Here is a 19,285-nt window from a genome sequence, read left to right as displayed (position 1 = left end):
CGCGGGGCAATGGCTCAAACCGGCGAGGGTATGGTAGCTGCGGGCGGCGCCTTTTCGTCCTTCGGGCGGCGCCCATGCACCATGCGGTAGAGCACCGGCAGGATGAGCAGGGTGAGGATCGTCGACGAGACGATGCCGCCGATCACCACCGTCGCCAGCGGCCGCTGTACTTCCGCCCCCGCGCCGACGTTGAACGCCATCGGCACGAAACCGAGGCTGGCGACCAGCGCCGTCATCAGCACGGGCCGCAGCCGGGTCAGCGCGCCCTCGCGGATCGCTTCCTCCAGCCCGCTGCCGCTTTCGCGAAGCTGGCGGATGAAAGAGAGCATGACGACGCCGTTGAGCACCGCAACCCCCGACAGGGCGATGAAGCCCACCCCGGCCGAGATTGACAGCGGCATTCCCCGGACGAGGAGCGCGGCGACGCCCCCGGTGAGCGCCAGCGGCACGCCCGAAAAGACGATGGCGGCGTCCTTGCCCGAGCGGAACAGCGCATAGAGCAGCCCGAAGATGAGCAGCAGCGCCGCGGGCACCACAAGCTGGAGCCGCTTGGCCGCCGAAATCAGCTGCTCGAAGGTGCCGCCATAAGCGATCCAGTAGCCGGGCGGTACTTCGACCTCCGCCCCGACCTTGGCCCGCAGCTCCTCGATGAACGAGCCGAGATCGCGGTCGCGGACGTTCGCCGTCATCACGACCCGGCGCTTGCCGTCCTCGCGGCTGATCTGGTTGGGGCCGATCACGACCTCGACCTTCGCGACATCGGCGAGCGGCACGAAACCGCGCAGCCCCGCATCGGGCGCCACCCCCAACGTCACGTCGGGCGAAAAGCCGGTGGCGGGGAGCGGGATGCGCAGGCGGCCGATTTCATCGACCCGTTCGCGGATATTTTCGGGCAGGCGCACGATGATCGGAAAGCGCCGATCGCCCTCGAAAATCTGCCCCGCCTCGACCCCGCCGATCGATACGGCGACGACATCCTGGATGTCGCTGACGTTCAGCCCGAAACGGGCGAGCGCCGCCCGGTCGGGCGTGATCTGCAACGTCGGCAGGCCGGTGACCTGTTCGACACTGACATCCTGGGCACCCTCGACTCCGGCGGCGATGGTTTCGATCTGCTGCCCGACTTCGAGCAGAGTATCGAGATCGTCGCCAAAGACCTTGACCGCGACGTCGGCGCGGACCCCCGACAGCAATTCGTTGAACCGCATCTGGATCGGCTGGGTGAACTCGTAATTATTCCCGGGAATCCGGGCGACCGCCGCCTGCATCTCGCGGACGAGCTCGGTCTTGGGTTTTCGGGGATCGGGCCAGTCCTTGCGGTCCTTCAAGATGATGAAGGTGTCGGCGACCGAGGGCGGCATCGGATCGGTCGCGACTTCCGCCGTGCCGATCTTGGCCACCACCCGTTCGACCTCCGGGAACTGCTTGAGCCGTGCCTCGAGCGCCGTCTGCATCTGGACCGCCTGGCTGAGGCTGGTGCCCGGAATGCGCAGTGCGTGGAGCGCGATGTCGCCCTCGTCAAGATTGGGGACGAACTCCGACCCCATCCGGCTCGCGGCGAACCCCGCGATCAGGACCAGCGCGACGGCGCCGGTGACAAAGGCGGTGCGTAGCCGCATCGCGCTGTCCAGCGCCGGGGCATAGGCGCGCCGCGCCCACCCCATCAGCCGGCTTTCCTTTTCCTCGATCTTGCCGGTGACGAACAGCGCGATCGCCGCCGGGACAAAGGTCAGCGACAGGATCAGCGCCGCGGTCAGCGCCATCACGACGGTGATCGCCATCGGGTGGAACATCTTGCCCTCGACCCCGGTGAGCGCAAAGATCGGCACATAGACGAGCGCGATGATCAGCATCCCGAACAGCGACGGGCGGATCACCTCCGACGTGGCAGATGCGGCCAGGCCGAACCGCTCGTCGCGGTCGAGCAGGCGCCCGAGCCGGCGCTGCGCCTCGCCGAAACGGCGCAGGCAATTTTCGACGATGATCACCGCGCCATCGACGATCAGGCCGAAGTCGAGCGCGCCGAGGCTCATCAGATTGCCCGACACCCCGCCGCGCACCATGCCGGTGATCGTCATCAGCATCGTGATCGGAATGACCGCCGCGGTGATCAGCGCCGCGCGGACGTTGCCGAGGAGCGCGAAGAGGATGACGATGACGAGCAATGCGCCTTCGAGCAGATTCTTCTCGACGGTCCAGATCGCGCGCTCGACCAGGTCGGTGCGGTCATAGATCGCGGTCGCTTTCACGCCCGCTGGCAGTGCTTTGGCGGCGACTTCCAGCCGTTCGGCGGCCGCGCGTGCGACGACGCGGCTGTTCTCGCCCGCCAGCATCAGGACGGTGGCCAGTACGACTTCCTTGCCATTCTCGGTCGCGGCGCCGGTGCGCAGTTCTTCGCCCAGGCCGATATCGGCGACATCGGCGACGCGGATCGGAATCCCGTTGCGGTTGCTGACGATGATCGATTTGAGGTCATCGATCCCCGCGGCCTGTCCCGGGGTGCGGACCAGAAATTGTTCGCCATAGCGTTCGACATAGCCCGCGCCGCGATTGTCATTGTTGCGTTCGAGCGCGGTGACCACATCGGCCAGCGTCAGCCCATAAGCCGACAGCCGTGCCGGGATCGGGGTCACATGATATTGACGTTCATAGCCGCCGATGCTGTTGACCTCGGTCACTCCCGGGGTGTTCCGCAATTGCGGGCGGATGACCCAATCCTGCAGCGTGCGCAGGTCTTCGGGGGTGTAGGCGCTGCCATCGGGCTTTTTCGCGCCCGGCTCCGCCTCCAGCGTATACATGAAAATCTCGCCGAGCCCGGTCGCGATCGGACCCATTTCGGGCGCGACGCCCGGCGGCAGCTGTTCGCGCGCGGTTTGCAGCCGTTCGTTGATCAGCTGGCGCGCGAAATAAATGCTCGTGCCATCCTCGAACACGACGGTGACCTGAGACAGGCCATAGCGCGAGATCGAGCGCGTATATTTCAGGCCCGGCAGGCCGGCGATCGCGGTCTCGATCGGGAAGGTCACGCGCTGCTCGGCTTCGAGCGGCGAGAAGCCCGGCGCCGACGAATTGATCTGGACCTGGACGTTGGTGATGTCGGGGGTGGCATCGATCGGCAGGCGCTGGAAACTCCAGACACCGATGGCGCAGAGCAGCAGCACGGCGGTCAGGACGGCCCAGCGAAAGGCGATTGCGGCCGTGACCAACCGTTCGAGTAGAGGCGCCCTTTCGGGCGGCGGGGGCATATCAATGGTCATGGCTGGCCCCCGATTTTTCGATGTCGGCGCGGATCAGGAAGGCGCCGTCGGTGACATAGACTTCGCCGGGCGCGAGCCCGCCAAGCACTTCGGTCCATTCGGGGGTGCGGCGCCCGATTTCGAGCATCCGTACCTCATAGGTGTTGCCGACCTTGGCGAAGACGACCTCGAAGTCGCGGAAGCGCTGAATTGCCTTGGTCCGCACCGCGATCGGCACATTCGCCTGGGCGACCGCGAAGCTGCCCTCGACCCCCATGCCGGGCCGGAACTCGCGCGAGGCGACGGGCGGCAAATGGACATGCGCGAGCATCGTCTGGCTCGCGACGTCGGCGGTCGGCAGCACCGCCTCGACCTCGGCCTGAAAGCGCGCTTCGCCCGACAGGCTCTTGAGGCTTACCGGCTGGCCGACGCGCACCCGCTCGGCGTCGCGCGGATAGACGAAGAATTCGGCGTGGAGCTTGGTCGGATCGGCGATGACGAACAGCGCGCGGTCGCCGGTCGTGTCGCCAACATTGACGTTCTTTTCGATGATCGTGCCGCTGATCGGCGCGGTCACGGTATAGATTTGCAGCGAATGGCTCGATTCCACGCGCGCCAGCATTTGGCCGCGCCGAACCTGCTGGCCGAGCCTGCCGCTGAGCGAAACGATCAGACCGGGAAGGCGCGCGCGAACGTCGGCCTTGCCCTCGGGCGTGATCTCGATCCGCCCGCCCATGTCGATCAGGTCGCTGACCGTTGCTGGCCCTGCGGCTTCGACCTTGATCCCGCCCGCTTTCGCGGCTGCGGCGTCGATGACGGTGCGGCCTTCATAGGATTGATATGACCATTTATGGTTGCGGCTGCCCTCCGACGCCGTGACGCGAACATCAAAGCTGTGCGGTTCGGTGACGACGCCGTTGCCGCGCAGGAAATCCTCTTGCGGCACGAAAGCGAAGCGGTCGATCTTGCCGCCGAGGCGGCCGAGCTCGATCATCAGCTTGACCTCGGACGGCTTGACCGGCTTGTCGCCGCGATAGGCGTAGACCCGAAACTCGGGATCGACCCCCTCCTCAAAGATCGTGACCTCGAGCGCGAAATCGCCATCGCGCAGCATCCGGCCGCGATGCGGACCGCGTTCATATTCGTCCGTTGCCGCCGCAGCTTCGCCGCTATCCTCTTTTTCGGCGGCGCTGTTGCCGCACGCGGTGAGCATGGCGAGGGCGATGACCGATGCCGCCCCGTAAAGATATTTGGTCATCGGATCGTCTCCATTCGGGCAAGAAGGGGTATATGGCGGCCGGTCAGCCGGTCGAGCCGCACGCCGAGCAGGTGGAAGCGTCGCAGCAATTCGACACGGCGCGAGCAGGCCTCGCTGAGAGCCGTTTGCGCCTGCGAAAATTCGAGGAACGTGAAAGCGGTGCCGCCGCGCGCCAGGCCGTCACGGATCAACCGCACGGCGCGGTTGGCACTGGGCAGCACTTCGGCGTCAATCCGTCCGATTTCGGCTACGATGAGCTGGCGGTCGGCGATCAGCCGGTCGATCTCGCGATCGATTTCGACCCGGGTGACGGCCATGTCCGCCTCGATCGCGCGCTTGTCGGCTTGCGCGCGCACGACATTGCCGCGGTTGGCGCCCTTGCTGCCGAGCGGGATCGAGCCGCCGACCATGATCGCCAGGTCGTTGCCGTCGCCGAAATGGCGCAGCCCGACACGGCCGCTCGGGTCGGCGATATTGCCGGTTTCGGCGAGTCTCACCTTCGCTTCGGCCGCCGCTGATTCGGCCGCGAGGACCGCCACATCGGCGGACTCGCCGCGCGGCGGCACGGTCATATCTAGTTTTTGTAGCACTGCCGGATCGAGCGCAAAGTCGCCGTCGCCGTCCCACCAGGCCGCAAGGCTGGCGCGCGCAATCCGCGCGGCTTCGCGGGCCTGTTCAAGCGCGATTTCGGCCTGCGCGACGTTCGTCCGCGCGCGTTCGGCGGCGAACCAGGGGTCGAGCGCGCCGGTGACCCGCTTTACGACATCCAGTTCGACCCGCCGAAGATCGGCCAGCCGGGTTTCGGCAACTGGGATCGCGGCTTGGGCGGCGAGCGCTTCGACCCACGCGGCCTGGACGCGGGCGAGCCGATCGAGCAGGCGGACACGGTTTTGTGCGCCGACCACGGAGACATCGGCCCGCGCCGCGCCGATCCGCGCTTCGCGTTTGCCGCCGCGCTCCCAGGTTCGCTCGTACCAGCCGGTGGCTTGTGACCGGTTCAGCGGCGAATAGGGACCGGTGCCCGCAAAATCCTCAAAATCAACGCCCACCACGTCGCGCGGCCGGACATCGGCTTGCAGGATGGCGGCGCCGGCGGCGTCGCGCCGCGCAGCATTGGCGGCGATGGCCGGGTCGGCGGTGGCGACGCGCGCCAGTACCTCGTCGAGGTTTAGCGTTTGCGCCGATGCAGGCGGCGCGCAGGCGGCGAGCAGAACAGCGCCGCAGAGCAAAGCACTGCGGACGGCAGGCGCGCCAAAGCGCGCGCGAGATAAGGAAAGCATAAGATAGCGGCCTCGCTGAAAGGCGTGGAAACATCCCACGCCCGATCAGCGGACGCAGGAACCTAAAGGGTCAGCGGGGTGGTTCTGGGCGGGCGCTCCGGCCCGATCGATCGCAGGCCGGCGACATGTCGGTCCCTGCCGAACGTGTGCAGCCGCGACGACGCGGGGATCGCTGCGGCGCTCGCGGCATCGGGAACGAGCAGATTGGGGCCACTGTCGCCATGATGGTGATGATGGCTGCCCGCAAGCGGATTGCCGGGCTCCTCATCAGCGGGCGCGTCACCAAAATGCTCGGCGTGATCGGCATGGCTGCCCGGCACGGCATGAATGGCGAAATCAGCCGCGCTACTATGGTCATGCGCCATCATGACCGTCGGCGCATGCCGGATTTGATCCACGGCCTTTGCCGGCACCGTTGCCGCATAGACCGTCATCAGCAGCACGCACAGTGCTGCGATCAGACGGTCCAGGCAGGGCAGCCGACGGTTCACCACGATTTCGCCTGTAGGGGGTCGGGGTTCGATTGACAAGCGGGCCGAAAGCGGCGCCGCCCCGCCGCCGTCGCTCCGCTCATTACGAACCCATCACCATCGCGGGCGCCGCCGCCAGCATCCACAGGGCCATGGCGATCATCATCAGATTTTCGGTCAGCGAGATGAAGCCGAGCGGGACGTTGCTGTCGCCGCCGACGCAGGCGCATTTGAGTTCGCGCTTGTCGATATAGACCGCCTTGAACACCGACACGGCGCCGATGCTGCCGATGAACAGTGCAACCGGGATCGAAATCCAGCTCAGGGCGCCCGAAATCATCAGGATGCCGGCGAGCCCCTCGGCAAAGGGATAGATGGTGGCATAGGGCACCCAGCGTTTGGCGAGCAGGTCGTAGTTCAGGAACATGCTCGAAAAGCTCGCGACGTCGCGCAGCTTGAGGAAAGCGAGCAACGCCATGCTGAAGCCGATGAACCATTCGGCGGCGCGGATCGTGAAGGGGGTGCCCATCGCCGCGTGGCTCGCTGCCAGCGCCATCAGCGCGGTGATCGCGAACAATGCGATGACGGGGGCATAGGTGAGCGCCTGGGGATCGCGAACTTTCAGGCCGAGATAGCGCCGCAAATCGTCGTGGCCGCCGATGCGCGCGCCGTCGATGAAGGTCTGCGGCGTCGTTGCGACGCCATGCTGCGCCTTGAACGCATCGGTTTCCTCGCGCGTCGTCAGCCAGATATCGTCGACTGCATAGCCGCGGCTGCGCAGCAGATGCAGCGCCTTCAGGCCATAGGGGCAGGTGTGATGCGCCATCACCATGCGGTAAATGGTGGCGCGCGGCGGTCCCGCGGCCGCCGTTCCGGGTGGCGATTGTGCGTCGCTGCGTGCGTCCTGGGCCTTGTTATTCATGATGCAGCCTTTCTTGATTCGTGCGTGCTGCGCCGCCTATAGGGTCCGTACCATAGTACGGAGTCAAGCCCTTGCACGACATGACCATCGGCCAGCTTGCCCAGCGGGTTGGCGTCAACGTCGAAACGATCCGCTTTTATCAGCGCCGGGGGCTGCTCCCGGTTCCGGGCCAAAACAGTCGTGGTGGCGCATCCGGCGGCGTGCGGCGCTATGATGAAGCGCTTTTCCGCCGCCTCCGCTTCATCAAATCGGCGCAGGCGGCGGGGTTCACGCTCGCCGAGATTGGCGAGCTGCTCGACCTCGATGCGTCGAGCGACCGGGCGCGCGCCCGCGAGCTGGCCGACGCGCGCATCGCCGCGATCGAAAAGACGATGGCCGAACTCGATACGGCGCGGCGCGCGCTGATCGGTCTGTCGCGCCAATGCGCCGCCGCCGACACATTGCACTGCCCGATCATCGCGGCGTTCGAGCAGGCGTAGCAAGACGCCGGGCAAGGTGGCGGCGGACGGCGCCGGCGTTTTTCACGCCCTCAACCGGTCGCAAAGGGATCCAGCATCCCGAACCACGCCACCAAGCCCAGGATGGCGAGCCCGGCTGCTGCTTCGAGCATGAGACTGGTGTGCATTGCTGTTAGGGCTTGGTCGGGGGTCGCGGCTCCCTGGCGGAGGGCAGGCGTCAGACGCCAGCGGTTGGCGGCGGCGATGACGAGCATCGCGGCAAACAGCAGCAGCTTTGCCGCAAGCAGCTGGCCGTAGGGCGACGCGGCCGATCGCGCGATGTTCGCGGCGCCGATGACGATCTGGCTGTTGACCAGTCCCGTTGCGGCGATCACGAGCACGCACAGCGTGCCGATCCGCGCGAACTGGTCGAGACTGCGCGCCGCGACGGCAAGACGCGCCTCGCTCCACGGCGCGCCCGGCCGAAGCAGTAACAGAAAGGCGGCGATGGCGCCCAGCCAGATGGCGGCGGCGATCATGTGGAGCGCGTCATTCGCGCGGTGCAGCCAGCCAAGCGCACCGTCGGTGGCCGCGGCATGACCCGCCCAGGCGAGGGTGGCGAGCGCGGCCGAACCGGCGGCAAACAGGATCGCGGCGGCGAGCGTCGGGCTTCGGTCCAGCCATAATGCCGCCGCGACCGCGACCAGCAGCGCCGCCGACCGCACGAGCCAGGCGGCGCCGACGTCGGTCTCGCGCACCATCGCCAGGAACATGCCGCGATCGATCGCCAGGGCGCCGACCCCCTGCATGGCGGCGGTGAGCGCGGCCATGCCGCCGAAGGACAGGAGCAGAGCGAACAGGCATAGCCACAGCTGAGGCCGGTGAAGGAGCCGTCCGGTCTCGCAGTCCCGCTGCTCGCCCGGCGTCAGCGCATAAAGCGGAAATGCGGCGAGCCCCGCGATGAGCATCAGATTCGCGAACAGCGCGAACCGGATGCTCACCAGCAAGAGATCGGTCATGGCCTTATTTGACGGTGAAGCTGAATTCGCTGCCCATGCGGTGCGTGTCGGCACCGGCGGCGGCCCATTTGACCTTGTAGGTGCCGGGAACCAGCGCCCGCTTGACGGTCAATGTCATCGATTTGCCGTCCTTGCCCATCATCGGGGTTATGGCGATCTTCATCGGGGCATGGTTGGCCATGCCCGGCATCCCGGTCATCACCAGTTCGACCTTCGCTGTCGAGGCGATGATTTTTTCGTTGAAGCGGAGGTTGACCGAGGTGACCTTCGAGGCCGTCGTATTGGCGGCGGGGGTCGAGCCGACGAGCTTGGCATGCGCGCTCGCGGCGGTCGGCGCGAGAAGCATCGCGACGGCCGCGGTTGCGGTGGGGAGAAAAAACTTGAGCATGAAAGTCTCCGATTGGGGGTATGTCCTGCTAATACGCGATAGTCTCGCGCGGCCCTCGCGAATCTTGTAAAAAGAAGGTCGGGCGAGGGACGATCGCAGCGCATGCGTATGACGATGGACGAAAGGATTGGCGACAGGTTCATGGACGAAGAGCTTCGTATTTTGAAAGCGGGCGATATGCCGGCGGCGCTCGACGCGCTCGACGACCGCATCATCGGCGCCCTCGCGGTCCGGCGCCAGGAGGCGGCGGCGACGCGGCGGCTGATGGCCTTTGCCGCCTTTGTCTCGCTTGGCGGCGGCATCGTTGCCGGCAGCGCGGTTTCGCAGCCCGCGATGGCCAGCCCGCTCAGCCCCCTCGCCCCGGCGAGCGCGCTGGCGCCCTCTGTCCTGCTCGACGTTCACTGACCATGGGGTCGCGCCGCCTGCTCCTGTTGGGGCTCATTGCCTTTGCCGCCGCGATCGCTGGCGTCTTTGTCGGGCGCCTGGTGTCGGACACCCCAAAGGCCAGCGAAACCGAGCTCCACGCGCTGCTGCACAGCCAGCTCGACCTGAATCCTGAGCAAAAGACGAAGATCGGGCAGATCGAGGCCAAATTCGCCGCGCGGCGCGCCGCTCTCGAAACCGAAATGCGCGCTGCCAACATCCGGCTCGCGCAGGCGATCGAAGCCGAGCATGGCTATGGGCCGCGGGTCACCGCGGCGATCGATCAGACGCATATGGTAATGGGCGAACTGCAAAAGGAAACGCTCAAGCATCTGTTCGCGATGCGCGGGGTGCTCAACCGCGACCAGGCGGCGATGTTCGACAAAAGCGTGGTCAAGGCGCTGACCGCCGATGCGCGGTGAATCCCGACCTTTCGCACTGTAGTGATAACGAGCTGGCGGCGCTCGCCCGGTCGGGCCGTCAGGACGCCTATCGCGAGTTTCTGGCGCGATACAAGGCGCCGGTGTTTCGGCTGATTCGCGGCAATGTCGGCGATCCCGACGAAGCGTTGGACCTGACGCAAGAGGCCTTTGTCGCGGGGTTTGCGGCGCTCGATCGCTATGACGGCGAGCGCCCCTTTCGCGTCTGGATCGCCCGCATCGCCGTCAACAAATGCCGCGACTGGGCGCGCCGCCGGGCGGTGCGTTCGTTCTTCTCGCGCGCGTTGCCGCTCGACAGCGCGCACCATGTGGCGATCGATGGGCCGGCGCCCGACGCCGAGGCCGCCGACCGGGCCGAGCTGGCGCGGGTCGGCAATGCGATGGCCCAGCTGCCCCAGCATCTGCGCGAGATTTTGGTCCTGCGCGGGGTCGAGGAACTCAGCCAGGCCGAGACCGCGGAACTGTTGCAGGTGAGCGAAAAGACGGTAGAGACGCGGCTGTACCGCGCCCGCGCCAAGTTGAAGGCACTGCTGGACGACGGCGCGGCGGATCGCTGATTGCCGCTGGGCGCGGTGCAGAAAGATTTCGTTGCGGCGGTGAGGGCGGCTGGGCCTCGCCGCGTATAAAGCTGGTGACAGCAACCAAACTCGGGAAAATTATGCAGATCGAACGGCGCCGCTTCGTCAACATGGCCTTGGGCGGCGGGACCGCCGCGGCGCTCGCGGCGTGGTTTCCGGCCTGGGCCCAGCCGGTTTCGGCGGGCATCGCTTCGTCGCTGCCGACCGTGTCGGGCAACGACATCACCATGCGGATCGCGCGCCAGACGATGCAGATCGACGGCAAGATCAGCCGGGCGATCGGGATCAACGGCACCGTGCCCGGCCCGCTCGTGCGCCTGAAAGAAGGGCAGACGGCGCGGCTGACGGTGGTCAACGCCCTGGACGAGGACAGTTCGATCCACTGGCATGGACTGATCCTGCCGTTTCATATGGACGGCGTGCCCGGCGTCAGCTTTCCCGGCATCAAGCCGCGTTCGACCTTCGTCTATGAATTTCCGGTGCGGCAATCGGGGACCTATTGGTATCACAGCCATTCGGGCCTGCAGGAACAGCTGGGTCATTATGGCCCGATCGTCATCGATCCCGCCGGCGCCGACCCGATCGGTTATGATCGCGAGCATGTCGTGGTGCTGTCGGACCACAGCCATCTGTCGCCCGAGGCGATTTTCCGCAAGCTGAAGGTCAACCCCGGCCATTTCAACATGCAGCGCCAGACGCTGTCGGGGCTGCTCGCGGGCAAGGACCAGCCGCTGAAGGAGCGGATCGAGTGGGGCGCGATGCGGATGGACCCCACCGACGTCGCCGACGTAAACGGATCGACGTACCAGTTCCTCGTCAACGGCCACGGGCCGCGCGACAATTGGACCGCCTTGTTCCGCCCCGGCGAGCGGGTGCGGCTGCGGATCGTCAATGCGTCGGCGATGACGATTTTTAACGTCCGCATCCCGGGCCTGCGGATGACGGTGGTGCAGGCCGACGGGCTGAACGTGGTGCCGACCGAGATCGACGAGTTCCAGATCGCGGTCGCCGAAACCTATGATGTCATCGTCACGCCCGTCGAGAACCGCGCTTATACGCTGGTCGCTGAGGCCAATGATCGATCGGGCATGGGCCGCGCGACGTTGGCACCGCGCGCCGGCATGGTCGCCGACGTCCCGCCGGTGCGCGAACGGCCGCTGGCGACGATGAAGGACATGGGGATGGGCGCGATGGACATGTCGGGCGGCGCGGGCAGCGATGCCTGCACCCCTGAACATGCGGCAATGGGCCATTGCACCCCGGCTGCCGCTGCCGCGCCGGGCGATCATGCCGCGATGGGCCATGGCGCCGGCGGCATGGATCACAGCATGCGCGATTTTGCCGTCGCGCCGCAGGTCAAGCGCGACCCGAGCGTCCAGACAATATCCCCCATGCCGGTCGACCGCATGGGCGAACCGGGTCAGGGGCTGGAGGATGTCGGGCACAAGGTGCTGACCTATCATGATCTGGTCGCGCTCGAGCGCAATCCCGACGTGCGCGCCGCCGAGCGCTCGCTCGACATCCATCTGACCGGCAATATGGAACGCTTCATGTGGTCGTTCGATGGCGTCAAGATGTCCGACCATCACGAACCGATCCCCTTTATCGAGGGCGAGCGGGTGCGGATCAACCTGATCAACGATTCGATGATGAGCCACCCGATCCATCTGCACGGCCATTTTTTCGAACTGGTCACCGGAAAGGGCGATCGCTCGCCGCGCAAGCATACGGTGCTGGTCCAGCCCGGCGGCACCGCCAGTTTCGACTTTACCGCCGACGCGCTCGGCGACTGGGCGTTCCACTGTCATATGCTTTATCATATGCACGCCGGGATGATGCGCGTCGTCAGCGTCCGTCCGAAAGGAGACGCCGCATGACCCGGCTCGCGCTCCTGCTGTCGGGCATCGCGTCGCTGGCCGTTGCGGCGCCCGCTGCGGCGCAATCGATGGATCATTCGATGCATGGCGCGGCGCCTGCGCCTGCCCCGGTGACGTCGCCCGCGCCCGAGGCGCCAAGCTGTCCGCCCGAGCATGCGGCGATGGGCCATTGCACCCCCGACGCGGGGGCGGATCAAGAGGCTCCGGACCACGGCGCGATGGACCATGGCGCCATGGAGGACGCTGCGCCGCCGCCGTCCGATCCCGACTGTCCGCCCGAACATGCGGCCATGGGCCATTGCACCCCGAAGCCCGCGCCCGCGGCCGGAACCGGCGGCGCCAGCGGCACCGACCTGCCGCCGGGCGACGGCATCGCGCCCGCGCCTCCGGCTGACTGGTATGCCGACCGCCTTTTCCCCAAGGCCGAAATGGAACATTCGCGCCACGCGATGATGGCTGAAAATGGCGCGCAGAAGATCGCCTTCCTCAGCTTCAATCTGGCCGAAGTTCAGGCGCGCAAGGGGCATGACGGGTACCGCTGGGATGCCGAGGCCTGGTATGGCGGCGACATCAACCGGTTGACCGTGAAAAGCGAAGGCGAGGGGGTTTTTCGCGAGGGCATCGAAAGCGTCGAGACCCAGCTGCTCTATAGCCGCGCCGTCGGACCCTATTTCAACGCCCAGGCCGGGATCCGGCAGGATTTTGGTCCGGGGCCGGACCGGACCTATGCCACGATCGGCTTCGAGGGGCTGGCGCCCTATTGGTTCGAGGTCGAGGGCGCGTTGTTCCTGTCGAACAAGGGCGACCTGCTCGCCCGCCTCGAAGGTTATTACGACCAGCGCATCACCCAGAAACTGATCCTCCAGCCGATGGCCGAGGTCAATTTCGCGGTGCAGGACGTGCCCGAAACAGGGACCGGATCAGGACTGTCGGACGTCGAGCTGGGGCTGCGGCTGCGCTATGAAATCGTCAAGGAATTCGCGCCCTATGTCGGGGTCGAATGGGCGCGCAAGGTCGGCGATACCGCCCGCTTTGCGCGCGCGGCGGGCGAGGACGCCGACAGCTTCAGTTTGGTTCTGGGGGTCAAGGGCTGGTTCTAGGCCCCGCTAGTCGAAGATTTCGGCAATGATCAGCGGTCGATCGAATTCCAGACCGGTGGGAACCCCACCCGTCAAAAGCAGCGCGTCGTGCTGCGCCAGCTCCAGTGCATCGCCGTGGACGCGCACCGTCGTCGGCTGCTCGGCCAGCAACAGGATTTGCGCCGCCGCGCTGGGCCGCGCCGCCGTCCAGCGATCCACCGCGATCCGGCTGCGCCCGCGCCGCGCCATCAGGTTGAACACGGTGCAGGGGCCGTCGACGGGCCGGGCCGCGACCGCCGCCTCGCCGGCGAACTGGATGGGCGGCGCGCCGAGGGCGATCCGCCGCTCACCGGCATCGCCGATCGTCAGCAATAGCTCGCCGCGCAGCAACAGGAACGCGCGATCGATCCCGGGCCAGACCGAAAAAGGCCCGGCGGCGGCGATCGTCGCGATGCTCGCGCGCCACCAAAAATCATCGTCGCCCGCGCCCGCCGGAACGGTGACGACGTCGTGGGTGACGCCGCCGCCGTTCCGCCACGGCCGCGCGGTGTAGGCGCGGCTGGCAAGGTGCAGGACGCCGGTCACCCGGTGATGGCGGGCAGGTCGAGACCTTTGTCGCGGGCGCAATCGAGTGCGATGTCATATCCCGCGTCGGCGTGACGCATCACCCCCGTCGCCGGGTCGTTCCACAGCACGCGCCCCAGCCGCGCCGCGGCTTCGGGGGTGCCGTCGGCGACGATCACCATGCCGCTATGCTGCGAAAAGCCCATGCCGACGCCGCCGCCATGGTGGAGCGACACCCAGGTCGCGCCGCTGGCGGTGTTGAGCAGTGCGTTGAGCAGCGGCCAGTCCGACACCGCATCGCTGCCGTCGCGCATCGCTTCGGTTTCGCGATTGGGGCTGGCGACCGAGCCCGAGTCGAGATGATCGCGGCCGATGACGATCGGCGCCTTCAGCTCGCCATTCGCCACCATCTCGTTGAAGGCGAGCCCCAGCCGGTGGCGGTCGCCCAGCCCGACCCAGCAAATGCGCGCGGGTAGCCCCTGAAACTGGATCTTCTCGCGCGCCATGTCGAGCCAGCGGTGGAGATCCTGGTGGTCGGGCAGCAGCTCCTTCACCTTGGCATCGGTCTTGTAGATGTCTTCGGGATCGCCCGACAGCGCGGCCCAGCGGAACGGACCGATGCCGCGACAGAACAGCGGGCGGATATAGGCGGGGACAAAGCCCGGGAAATCGAACGCATTCTCGACCCCCTCGTCCTTTGCGACCTGACGGATATTGTTGCCATAATCGGTGGTCGGCACGCCCGCGGCCTGGAAATCGAGCATCGCGCGGACATGCGCCGCCATCGACGCCTTGGCGGCTTTGGCGACCGCGGCGGGATCGCTTTCGCGCTTGTCGATCCACTCGGCGACGCTCCAGCCAGCGGGAAGATAGCCGTTGACGGGGTCGTGGGCGCTCGTCTGGTCGGTGAGCAGGTCGGGGCGGATGCCGCGGCGATACAGTTCGGGCAGGATTTCGGCGGCGTTGCCGAGCAGCCCGACCGAGACGGGCTGCTGGTCGGCGCAGCTCTGTTCGATGATCGCCATCGCTTCCTCGATCGTCGCGGCTGAAGCGTCGAGATAGCCGGTGCGCAGCCGCATTTCGATGCGGCTCGGCTGACATTCGATCGCCAGGCACGACGCGCCCGCCATCACCGCGGCGAGCGGCTGGGCGCCGCCCATGCCGCCAAGCCCGGCGGTGAGCAGCCATTTGCCCGCGAGGCTGCCGCCATGATGCTGGCGGCCCATCTCGACAAATGTTTCATACGTGCCCTGCACGATGCCCTGGGTGCCGATGTAGATCCACGATCCGGCGGTCATCTGGCCGTACATCGCCAGCCCGCGCTTATCGAGTTCGTTGAAATGATCCCAATTCGCCCAATGGGGGACCAGGTTGGAGTTGGCGATCAGCACGCGCGGCGCGTTTTCATGGGTGCGGAACACGCCGACGGGCTTGCCCGACTGGACGAGCAGGGTCTCGTCACCTTCCAGCCGCCGCAGCGTTTCGACGATTTTGTCATAGCTTTCCCAGTCGCGCGCGGCGCGGCCGATGCCGCCATAGACGACGAGTTCTTCGGGGCGCTCGGCAACGTCGGGATGGAGGTTGTTCATCAGCATCCGCAGCGGCGCTTCGGTCAGCCAGCTTTTGGCCGACAGTTCGGTCCCGGTGGGCGCCTTGATGATGCGGCTGTTGTCGAGTCTCGGGTTGAGGGGGCGGGTCATGTCTGTCCTTTCGTGGGCGTTGCAAATTCGATGCACGCCTTCAAAATATCGTTCAGGGTCGCGGCGAGCGGCGCGGCGCGCTGCGGGGCAAAGGGGGGCGGCCAATTGGCTTCACTCGGATGACCGGGTTCATCCATGTAACCGCGGATTGCGAGTTCCATCTGGATGGCGTGGATGCCCTGTTGGGGGTGGCCATAATGGCGCGTCGTCCAGCCGCCTTTGAAGCGGCCGTTGACGACGATCGACCAATCGTCGGCGTCAATTGCGTCGATAACGTCTTCGGTCAGGTCAGGATCGCACGTCTGTCCGCCATTGGTGCCGATGTTGAATTGCGGCAGTTCGCCGTCGAACAGGCGCGGGACCTGGCTGCGGATCGAATGGGCGTCGTAGAGGACGACGCGCGGGTGGATCGCGCGCAGGCGCGCGATCTCGGCTGCGATGGCGGCATGATAGGGATCGAACCACCGCGCCCGGCGCCGCGCGATTTCGGCGGCGTCGGGGCCGGTATCGGGGTACAGCGGTTCGCCGTCGAAGGTCGTCGTCGGGCACAGCTCGGTCGTTGCCTGCCCCGGGTAGAGTGACGCCCCCGACGGATCGCGGTTGACGTCGATGACGCTGCGCGAAATGCCGGTGCGGACCATCGTCGCGCCGAGGTCGGTCGCGAAATCATAGAGCCGGTCGACCCACCAGTCGGCGTCGCGGCGGGCGAGCCATTCGCAGCGAAAGGCGGCGCCGGTATCGGCCAGATCGGTTCCGGTGTGCGGAAACGCCACCACCAGCGGCGCCTCGCCGCGCCTGATGTCGAGCCAGTCGGTCATGCGATGCCGGGGAGCAGGTCGCCTGCCGTCGCCGCCAGCGCGCCCGACCGGACGAGCGCGTTTGCCGCCGCGATATCGGGGTGGAAATGGCGGTCGTCGGCGAGCGTCGGGACGCTTTCGCGCAGCAGGCGATGCGCCCGTTCGAGCGCCGCGCTCGATTGCAGCGGGGCGTGGAAATCGACCCCCTGCGCCGCGGCGAGCCATTCGATCGCGATCACCGCGGCGGCGTTGGCCGCCATGCCATGCAGGCGCCGCGCGCCATGTGCCGCCATCGACACATGGTCCTCCTGATTCGCCGAGGTCGGGATCGAATCGACGCTGGCGGGATAGGCACATTGCTTGTTTTCGCTGACCAGCGCCGCGGCGGTGACCTGCGGGATCATGAAGCCCGAATTGAGCCCGGGCCGCGGGGTCAGGAACGCGGGCAGCCCCGACAAGGCGGGGTCGACGAGCATCGCGATGCGGCGCTCGGAAATCGACCCGATCTCGCAGATCGCGAGCGCGATCATGTCGGCGGCGAAGGCGACGGGCTCAGCGTGGAAATTGCCGCCCGACAGGGCTTCGTCGGTCTCCGGAAAAATCAGCGGATTGTCCGAAACGCCATTCGCCTCGATCGCCAACGTCGTCGCGGCCTGCCGCAACAGGTCGAGCACCGCGCCCATCACCTGCGGCTGGCAGCGCAGGCAATAAGGGTCCTGCACCCGCGTGTCGTTCTCCAGATGGCTGGCGCGGATCGGCGATCCCGCCATCAGGCCGCGCAGCGCGCCCGCGACCTCGATCTGGCCGCGATGGCGGCGCAGTTCGTGGATGCGCGGGTCGAACGGGGTGTCCGATCCCTTGGCGGCCTCGGTCGACAGCGCGCCGGTGACCAGCGCCGACTGGAACAGCAATTCGGTCTCGAACAAACCGCTAAGCGCATTGGCGGCGGAGAATTGCGTGCCGTTGAGCAGCGCGAGGCCTTCCTTGGCGGCGAGTTCGATCGGCGTCAGGCCGGCTTTTGCCAGAGCTTGGGCGGCGGGCAGACGTTCGCCCGCGACAAAGATTTCGCCCATGCCGATCATTGTCACCGCCATGTGCGACAGCGGCGCCAGGTCGCCGCTCGCGCCGACCGATCCCTGCGCCGGGATCACCGGGGTCAGCCCGTGGACCAGCATCGCTTCGAGCAACGCGACGGTTTCGGGCCGCACCCCCGACGCGCCCTGCGCCAGGCTGGCGAGTTTGAGCGCCATCATCAGCCGGATCACCGGCACCGGCGACGGATCGCCGACCCCCGCCGCGTGGCTGAGCACGATATTGCGTTGCAAGGTCGCGAGGTCGGCGTCGTCGATGCGGACGCTCGCCAGCTTTCCAAAGCCGGTGTTGATGCCATAGACGGGCTCGCCATGCGCCAGGATGCGTCCGACCGCGGCGGCGCTGGCGGCGATGCGCGGCGCCGATGCCGGGTCGAGCCGGGGCACGGCGCCGCGATAGATGGCGCGCCAGTCGGCGAGCGAGGCGGTGCCGGGAACAAGCAAAATGTCGGTCATCGACCACTCCAGATACGGGCATGGAGCGGGTTATACCCCATGCGATAGACAAGTTCGGCGGGGCGTTCGACGTCCCAGATCGCGAGGTCGCAACGCTTGCCGGCCTCGAGCGTCCCGATGCGGTCGGTCAGCCCGAGCGCCCGTGCGGCATTGCGCGTCACCCCGGCCAGACATTCGGCGACGGTCAGGCGGAACAAGGTCGCGCCCATGTTCATCGTCAGCAGCAACGAGGTGAGCGGCGAGGTGCCGGGATTGCAGTCGGTCGCGATCGCGATCGCCACCCCGGCGCGGCGCAAGGCATCGACCGGCGGCAACTGCGTCTCGCGCATGAAATAATAAGCGCCCGGCAGCAACGTCGCGACCGTGCCCGATGCGGCCATCGCCGCGATCCCCGCATCGTCGAGATATTCGAGGTGGTCGGCGGACAGCGCGTCATATCCGGCTGCCAGTGCGCTGCCATGTTGGTTCGATAGCTGTTCGGCGTGGAGTTTGACCGGCAGTCCGGCGCGCTTGGCGGCGTCGAACACCCGCGCCGTCTGGGCGGCGCTGAAGCCGATGCCTTCGCAAAAGGCGTCGACCGCGTCGGCCAGCCCGAGCCGCGCGACCTCGGGCAGCATCTCGTCGACCAGCATTGCGATATAGCCGTCGGCGTCGCCGGCATATTCGGGCGGCAGGGCGTGGGCGCCGAGGAAGGTGGTGGCGACCTGGACGCGGCGCTCGCTGCCGAGCCGCCGCGCGGCGCGCAGCATCCGGATCTCGCTGGCGGTATCGAGCCCATAGCCCGATTTGATCTCGACCGTCGTGACCCCCTCGGCGATCAGCGCGTCGAGGCGGGGCAGGGCGCCCGCGACGAGTTCGTCCTCGCTGGCTTCGCGGGTCGCGCGCATCGTCGACACGATCCCGCCCCCGGCCCGCGCGATCGCTTCATAGGACGCGCCGTCGAGCCGCATCTCGAATTCGCGGGCGCGGTCGCCGGCGTGGATCAGATGGGTGTGGCAGTCGATCAGTCCCGGTGTCATCCAGCGCCCGTCGCAGCGGATGGTTTCGGCCGGGTCGAGCGCGGGGGCGTCCGCCGCGGCACCGGCGTAGACGATGACGCCGTCGGTTGCGGCGACCAGACCCTGTTCGATCAGCCCCATGCCGTCGCCGGCCATCGTCGCCAGCCGCGCGTCGCGCCAAATTCGGTCGCATCGCATCGCTCGAATCTCCTTTCCGCCGCGACACATTGCATTGATCGGCAATAATGTATAGACATAATTGAGCGGATCGG

General features: G+C 67.0%; 18 protein-coding genes. 6 read left to right on the top strand and 12 right to left on the bottom strand.

Translation table 11 applies throughout. The features are described 5' to 3' along the window. Nucleotides 1–14: 14 nt before the first annotated feature. From FFS68_RS00185 to FFS68_RS00165, 5 genes are all read right to left on the bottom strand, one after another. On the bottom strand, nucleotides 15–3,257 hold the full coding sequence (locus FFS68_RS00185) for a CusA/CzcA family heavy metal efflux RND transporter (RefSeq protein WP_137751294.1): 3,243 nt from the start codon (nucleotides 3,255–3,257) through the stop codon (nucleotides 15–17). Continuing rightward, complete coding sequence (locus FFS68_RS00180) at nucleotides 3,247–4,494, bottom strand: HlyD family efflux transporter periplasmic adaptor subunit (RefSeq protein ID WP_137751293.1); 1,248 nt, start codon at nucleotides 4,492–4,494, stop codon at nucleotides 3,247–3,249. Before FFS68_RS00180 ends, FFS68_RS00185 begins: the two co-directional genes overlap by 11 nt. Beyond that, complete coding sequence (locus FFS68_RS00175; RefSeq protein WP_137751292.1) at nucleotides 4,491–5,774, bottom strand: TolC family protein; 1,284 nt, start codon at nucleotides 5,772–5,774, stop codon at nucleotides 4,491–4,493. The genes FFS68_RS00180 and FFS68_RS00175 overlap by 4 nt, the downstream gene beginning before the upstream one ends. A gap of 62 nt (nucleotides 5,775–5,836) precedes the next feature. After that, nucleotides 5,837–6,265, bottom strand: a complete 429-nt coding sequence (locus FFS68_RS00170; RefSeq protein ID WP_137751291.1) for a hypothetical protein — start codon at nucleotides 6,263–6,265, stop codon at nucleotides 5,837–5,839. An 82-nt stretch (nucleotides 6,266–6,347) separates the two neighbouring features. Beyond that, nucleotides 6,348–7,076, bottom strand: a complete 729-nt coding sequence (locus tag FFS68_RS00165; RefSeq protein ID WP_137751534.1) for a MauE/DoxX family redox-associated membrane protein — start codon at nucleotides 7,074–7,076, stop codon at nucleotides 6,348–6,350. 170 nt (nucleotides 7,077–7,246) lie between these two features. On the opposite strand from FFS68_RS00165, the gene FFS68_RS00160 reads away from it, so the two are divergent. Next, nucleotides 7,247–7,645, top strand: a complete 399-nt coding sequence (locus FFS68_RS00160; protein WP_137751533.1) for a MerR family transcriptional regulator — start codon at nucleotides 7,247–7,249, stop codon at nucleotides 7,643–7,645. 50 nt (nucleotides 7,646–7,695) lie between these two features. Here the strand turns inward: FFS68_RS00160 and copD are convergent, their stop codons facing one another. Then, nucleotides 7,696–8,622: a copper homeostasis membrane protein CopD gene (gene copD / locus FFS68_RS00155; protein WP_137751290.1), complete on the bottom strand. Its 927-nt coding sequence runs from the start codon at nucleotides 8,620–8,622 to the stop codon at nucleotides 7,696–7,698. 4 nt (nucleotides 8,623–8,626) lie between these two features. Further along, complete coding sequence (gene copC / locus FFS68_RS00150; RefSeq protein ID WP_137751289.1) at nucleotides 8,627–9,010, bottom strand: copper homeostasis periplasmic binding protein CopC; 384 nt, start codon at nucleotides 9,008–9,010, stop codon at nucleotides 8,627–8,629. A gap of 114 nt (nucleotides 9,011–9,124) precedes the next feature. Here copC and FFS68_RS00145 point away from each other — a divergent pair, with 114 nt between their 5' ends. The 5 genes from FFS68_RS00145 to FFS68_RS00125 all read left to right on the top strand — a co-directional run bounded on the left by FFS68_RS00145 (nucleotide 9,125) and on the right by FFS68_RS00125 (nucleotide 13,428). Continuing rightward, the gene (locus tag FFS68_RS00145) at nucleotides 9,125–9,415 is read left to right on the top strand and encodes a hypothetical protein (RefSeq protein WP_137751288.1); all 291 of its coding nucleotides are present in this window, start codon (nucleotides 9,125–9,127) and stop codon (nucleotides 9,413–9,415) included. 2 nt (nucleotides 9,416–9,417) lie between these two features. Next, nucleotides 9,418–9,855 carry a periplasmic heavy metal sensor gene (locus FFS68_RS00140; RefSeq protein ID WP_137751287.1) on the top strand — a complete coding sequence of 146 codons (438 nt, stop codon included), beginning with the start codon at nucleotides 9,418–9,420 and terminating at the stop codon, nucleotides 9,853–9,855. After that, on the top strand, nucleotides 9,852–10,430 hold the full coding sequence (locus FFS68_RS00135) for an RNA polymerase sigma factor (RefSeq protein ID WP_137751286.1): 579 nt from the start codon (nucleotides 9,852–9,854) through the stop codon (nucleotides 10,428–10,430). Before FFS68_RS00140 ends, FFS68_RS00135 begins: the two co-directional genes overlap by 4 nt. 101 nt (nucleotides 10,431–10,531) lie before the next feature. Then, nucleotides 10,532–12,328, top strand: coding sequence for a copper resistance system multicopper oxidase (locus tag FFS68_RS00130; protein ID WP_137751285.1), 1,797 nt, complete (start codon nucleotides 10,532–10,534; stop codon nucleotides 12,326–12,328). Then, nucleotides 12,325–13,428: a copper resistance protein B gene (locus tag FFS68_RS00125; RefSeq protein WP_137751284.1), complete on the top strand. Its 1,104-nt coding sequence runs from the start codon at nucleotides 12,325–12,327 to the stop codon at nucleotides 13,426–13,428. Before FFS68_RS00130 ends, FFS68_RS00125 begins: the two co-directional genes overlap by 4 nt. 6 nt (nucleotides 13,429–13,434) lie before the next feature. Here FFS68_RS00125 and FFS68_RS00120 read toward each other — a convergent pair whose 3' ends face one another. Genes FFS68_RS00120 through hutI form a run of 5 tightly spaced genes read right to left on the bottom strand, consistent with a single transcriptional unit; the run spans nucleotide 13,435 to nucleotide 19,211 of the window. Beyond that, entirely contained in the window at nucleotides 13,435–13,992 is a 558-nt protein-coding gene (locus tag FFS68_RS00120; RefSeq protein WP_171003685.1) for a HutD family protein, read from the bottom strand. Further along, nucleotides 13,989–15,671, bottom strand: a complete 1,683-nt coding sequence (hutU, locus tag FFS68_RS00115) for a urocanate hydratase (protein WP_137751282.1) — start codon at nucleotides 15,669–15,671, stop codon at nucleotides 13,989–13,991. The genes FFS68_RS00120 and hutU overlap by 4 nt, the downstream gene beginning before the upstream one ends. Beyond that, the gene (gene hutG, locus FFS68_RS00110; protein WP_137751281.1) at nucleotides 15,668–16,489 is read right to left on the bottom strand and encodes an N-formylglutamate deformylase; all 822 of its coding nucleotides are present in this window, start codon (nucleotides 16,487–16,489) and stop codon (nucleotides 15,668–15,670) included. The genes hutU and hutG overlap by 4 nt, the downstream gene beginning before the upstream one ends. Continuing rightward, nucleotides 16,486–18,015, bottom strand: a complete 1,530-nt coding sequence (gene hutH, locus FFS68_RS00105; protein WP_137751280.1) for a histidine ammonia-lyase — start codon at nucleotides 18,013–18,015, stop codon at nucleotides 16,486–16,488. The genes hutG and hutH overlap by 4 nt, the downstream gene beginning before the upstream one ends. Continuing rightward, nucleotides 18,012–19,211 carry an imidazolonepropionase gene (gene hutI / locus FFS68_RS00100; RefSeq protein WP_137751279.1) on the bottom strand — a complete coding sequence of 400 codons (1,200 nt, stop codon included), beginning with the start codon at nucleotides 19,209–19,211 and terminating at the stop codon, nucleotides 18,012–18,014. Before hutI ends, hutH begins: the two co-directional genes overlap by 4 nt. Between the last annotated feature and the right edge of the window lie 74 nt (nucleotides 19,212–19,285).

The organism is Sphingopyxis sp. L1A2A (assembly GCF_005502465.1).
Classification (GTDB): Bacteria; Pseudomonadota; Alphaproteobacteria; order Sphingomonadales; family Sphingomonadaceae; genus Sphingopyxis.
Note: the sequence above shows the minus strand (reverse complement) of the source record. Positions and strands in the feature narration are given on the sequence as shown.

What these genes read in the sequence shown, in the direction of transcription:
- FFS68_RS00185 (WP_137751294.1), bottom strand. Translation starts at nt 3,257, where the DNA reads ATGACCATTGATATGCCCCCGCCGCCCGAAAGGGCGCCTCTACTCGAA.
- FFS68_RS00180 (WP_137751293.1), bottom strand. Translation starts at nt 4,494, where the DNA reads ATGACCAAATATCTTTACGGGGCGGCATCGGTCATCGCCCTCGCCATG.
- FFS68_RS00175 (WP_137751292.1), bottom strand. Translation starts at nt 5,774, where the DNA reads ATGCTTTCCTTATCTCGCGCGCGCTTTGGCGCGCCTGCCGTCCGCAGT.
- FFS68_RS00165 (WP_137751534.1), bottom strand. Translation starts at nt 7,076, where the DNA reads ATGGTGATGGCGCATCACACCTGCCCCTATGGCCTGAAGGCGCTGCAT.
- FFS68_RS00160 (WP_137751533.1), top strand. Translation starts at nt 7,247, where the DNA reads ATGACCATCGGCCAGCTTGCCCAGCGGGTTGGCGTCAACGTCGAAACG.
- copD (WP_137751290.1), bottom strand. Translation starts at nt 8,622, where the DNA reads ATGACCGATCTCTTGCTGGTGAGCATCCGGTTCGCGCTGTTCGCGAAT.
- copC (WP_137751289.1), bottom strand. Translation starts at nt 9,010, where the DNA reads ATGCTCAAGTTTTTTCTCCCCACCGCAACCGCGGCCGTCGCGATGCTT.
- FFS68_RS00145 (WP_137751288.1), top strand. Translation starts at nt 9,125, where the DNA reads ATGGACGAAAGGATTGGCGACAGGTTCATGGACGAAGAGCTTCGTATT.
- FFS68_RS00140 (WP_137751287.1), top strand. Translation starts at nt 9,418, where the DNA reads ATGGGGTCGCGCCGCCTGCTCCTGTTGGGGCTCATTGCCTTTGCCGCC.
- FFS68_RS00130 (WP_137751285.1), top strand. Translation starts at nt 10,532, where the DNA reads ATGCAGATCGAACGGCGCCGCTTCGTCAACATGGCCTTGGGCGGCGGG.
- FFS68_RS00125 (WP_137751284.1), top strand. Translation starts at nt 12,325, where the DNA reads ATGACCCGGCTCGCGCTCCTGCTGTCGGGCATCGCGTCGCTGGCCGTT.
- hutU (WP_137751282.1), bottom strand. Translation starts at nt 15,671, where the DNA reads ATGACCCGCCCCCTCAACCCGAGACTCGACAACAGCCGCATCATCAAG.
- hutG (WP_137751281.1), bottom strand. Translation starts at nt 16,489, where the DNA reads ATGACCGACTGGCTCGACATCAGGCGCGGCGAGGCGCCGCTGGTGGTG.
- hutH (WP_137751280.1), bottom strand. Translation starts at nt 18,015, where the DNA reads ATGACCGACATTTTGCTTGTTCCCGGCACCGCCTCGCTCGCCGACTGG.
- hutI (WP_137751279.1), bottom strand. Translation starts at nt 19,211, where the DNA reads ATGCGATGCGACCGAATTTGGCGCGACGCGCGGCTGGCGACGATGGCC.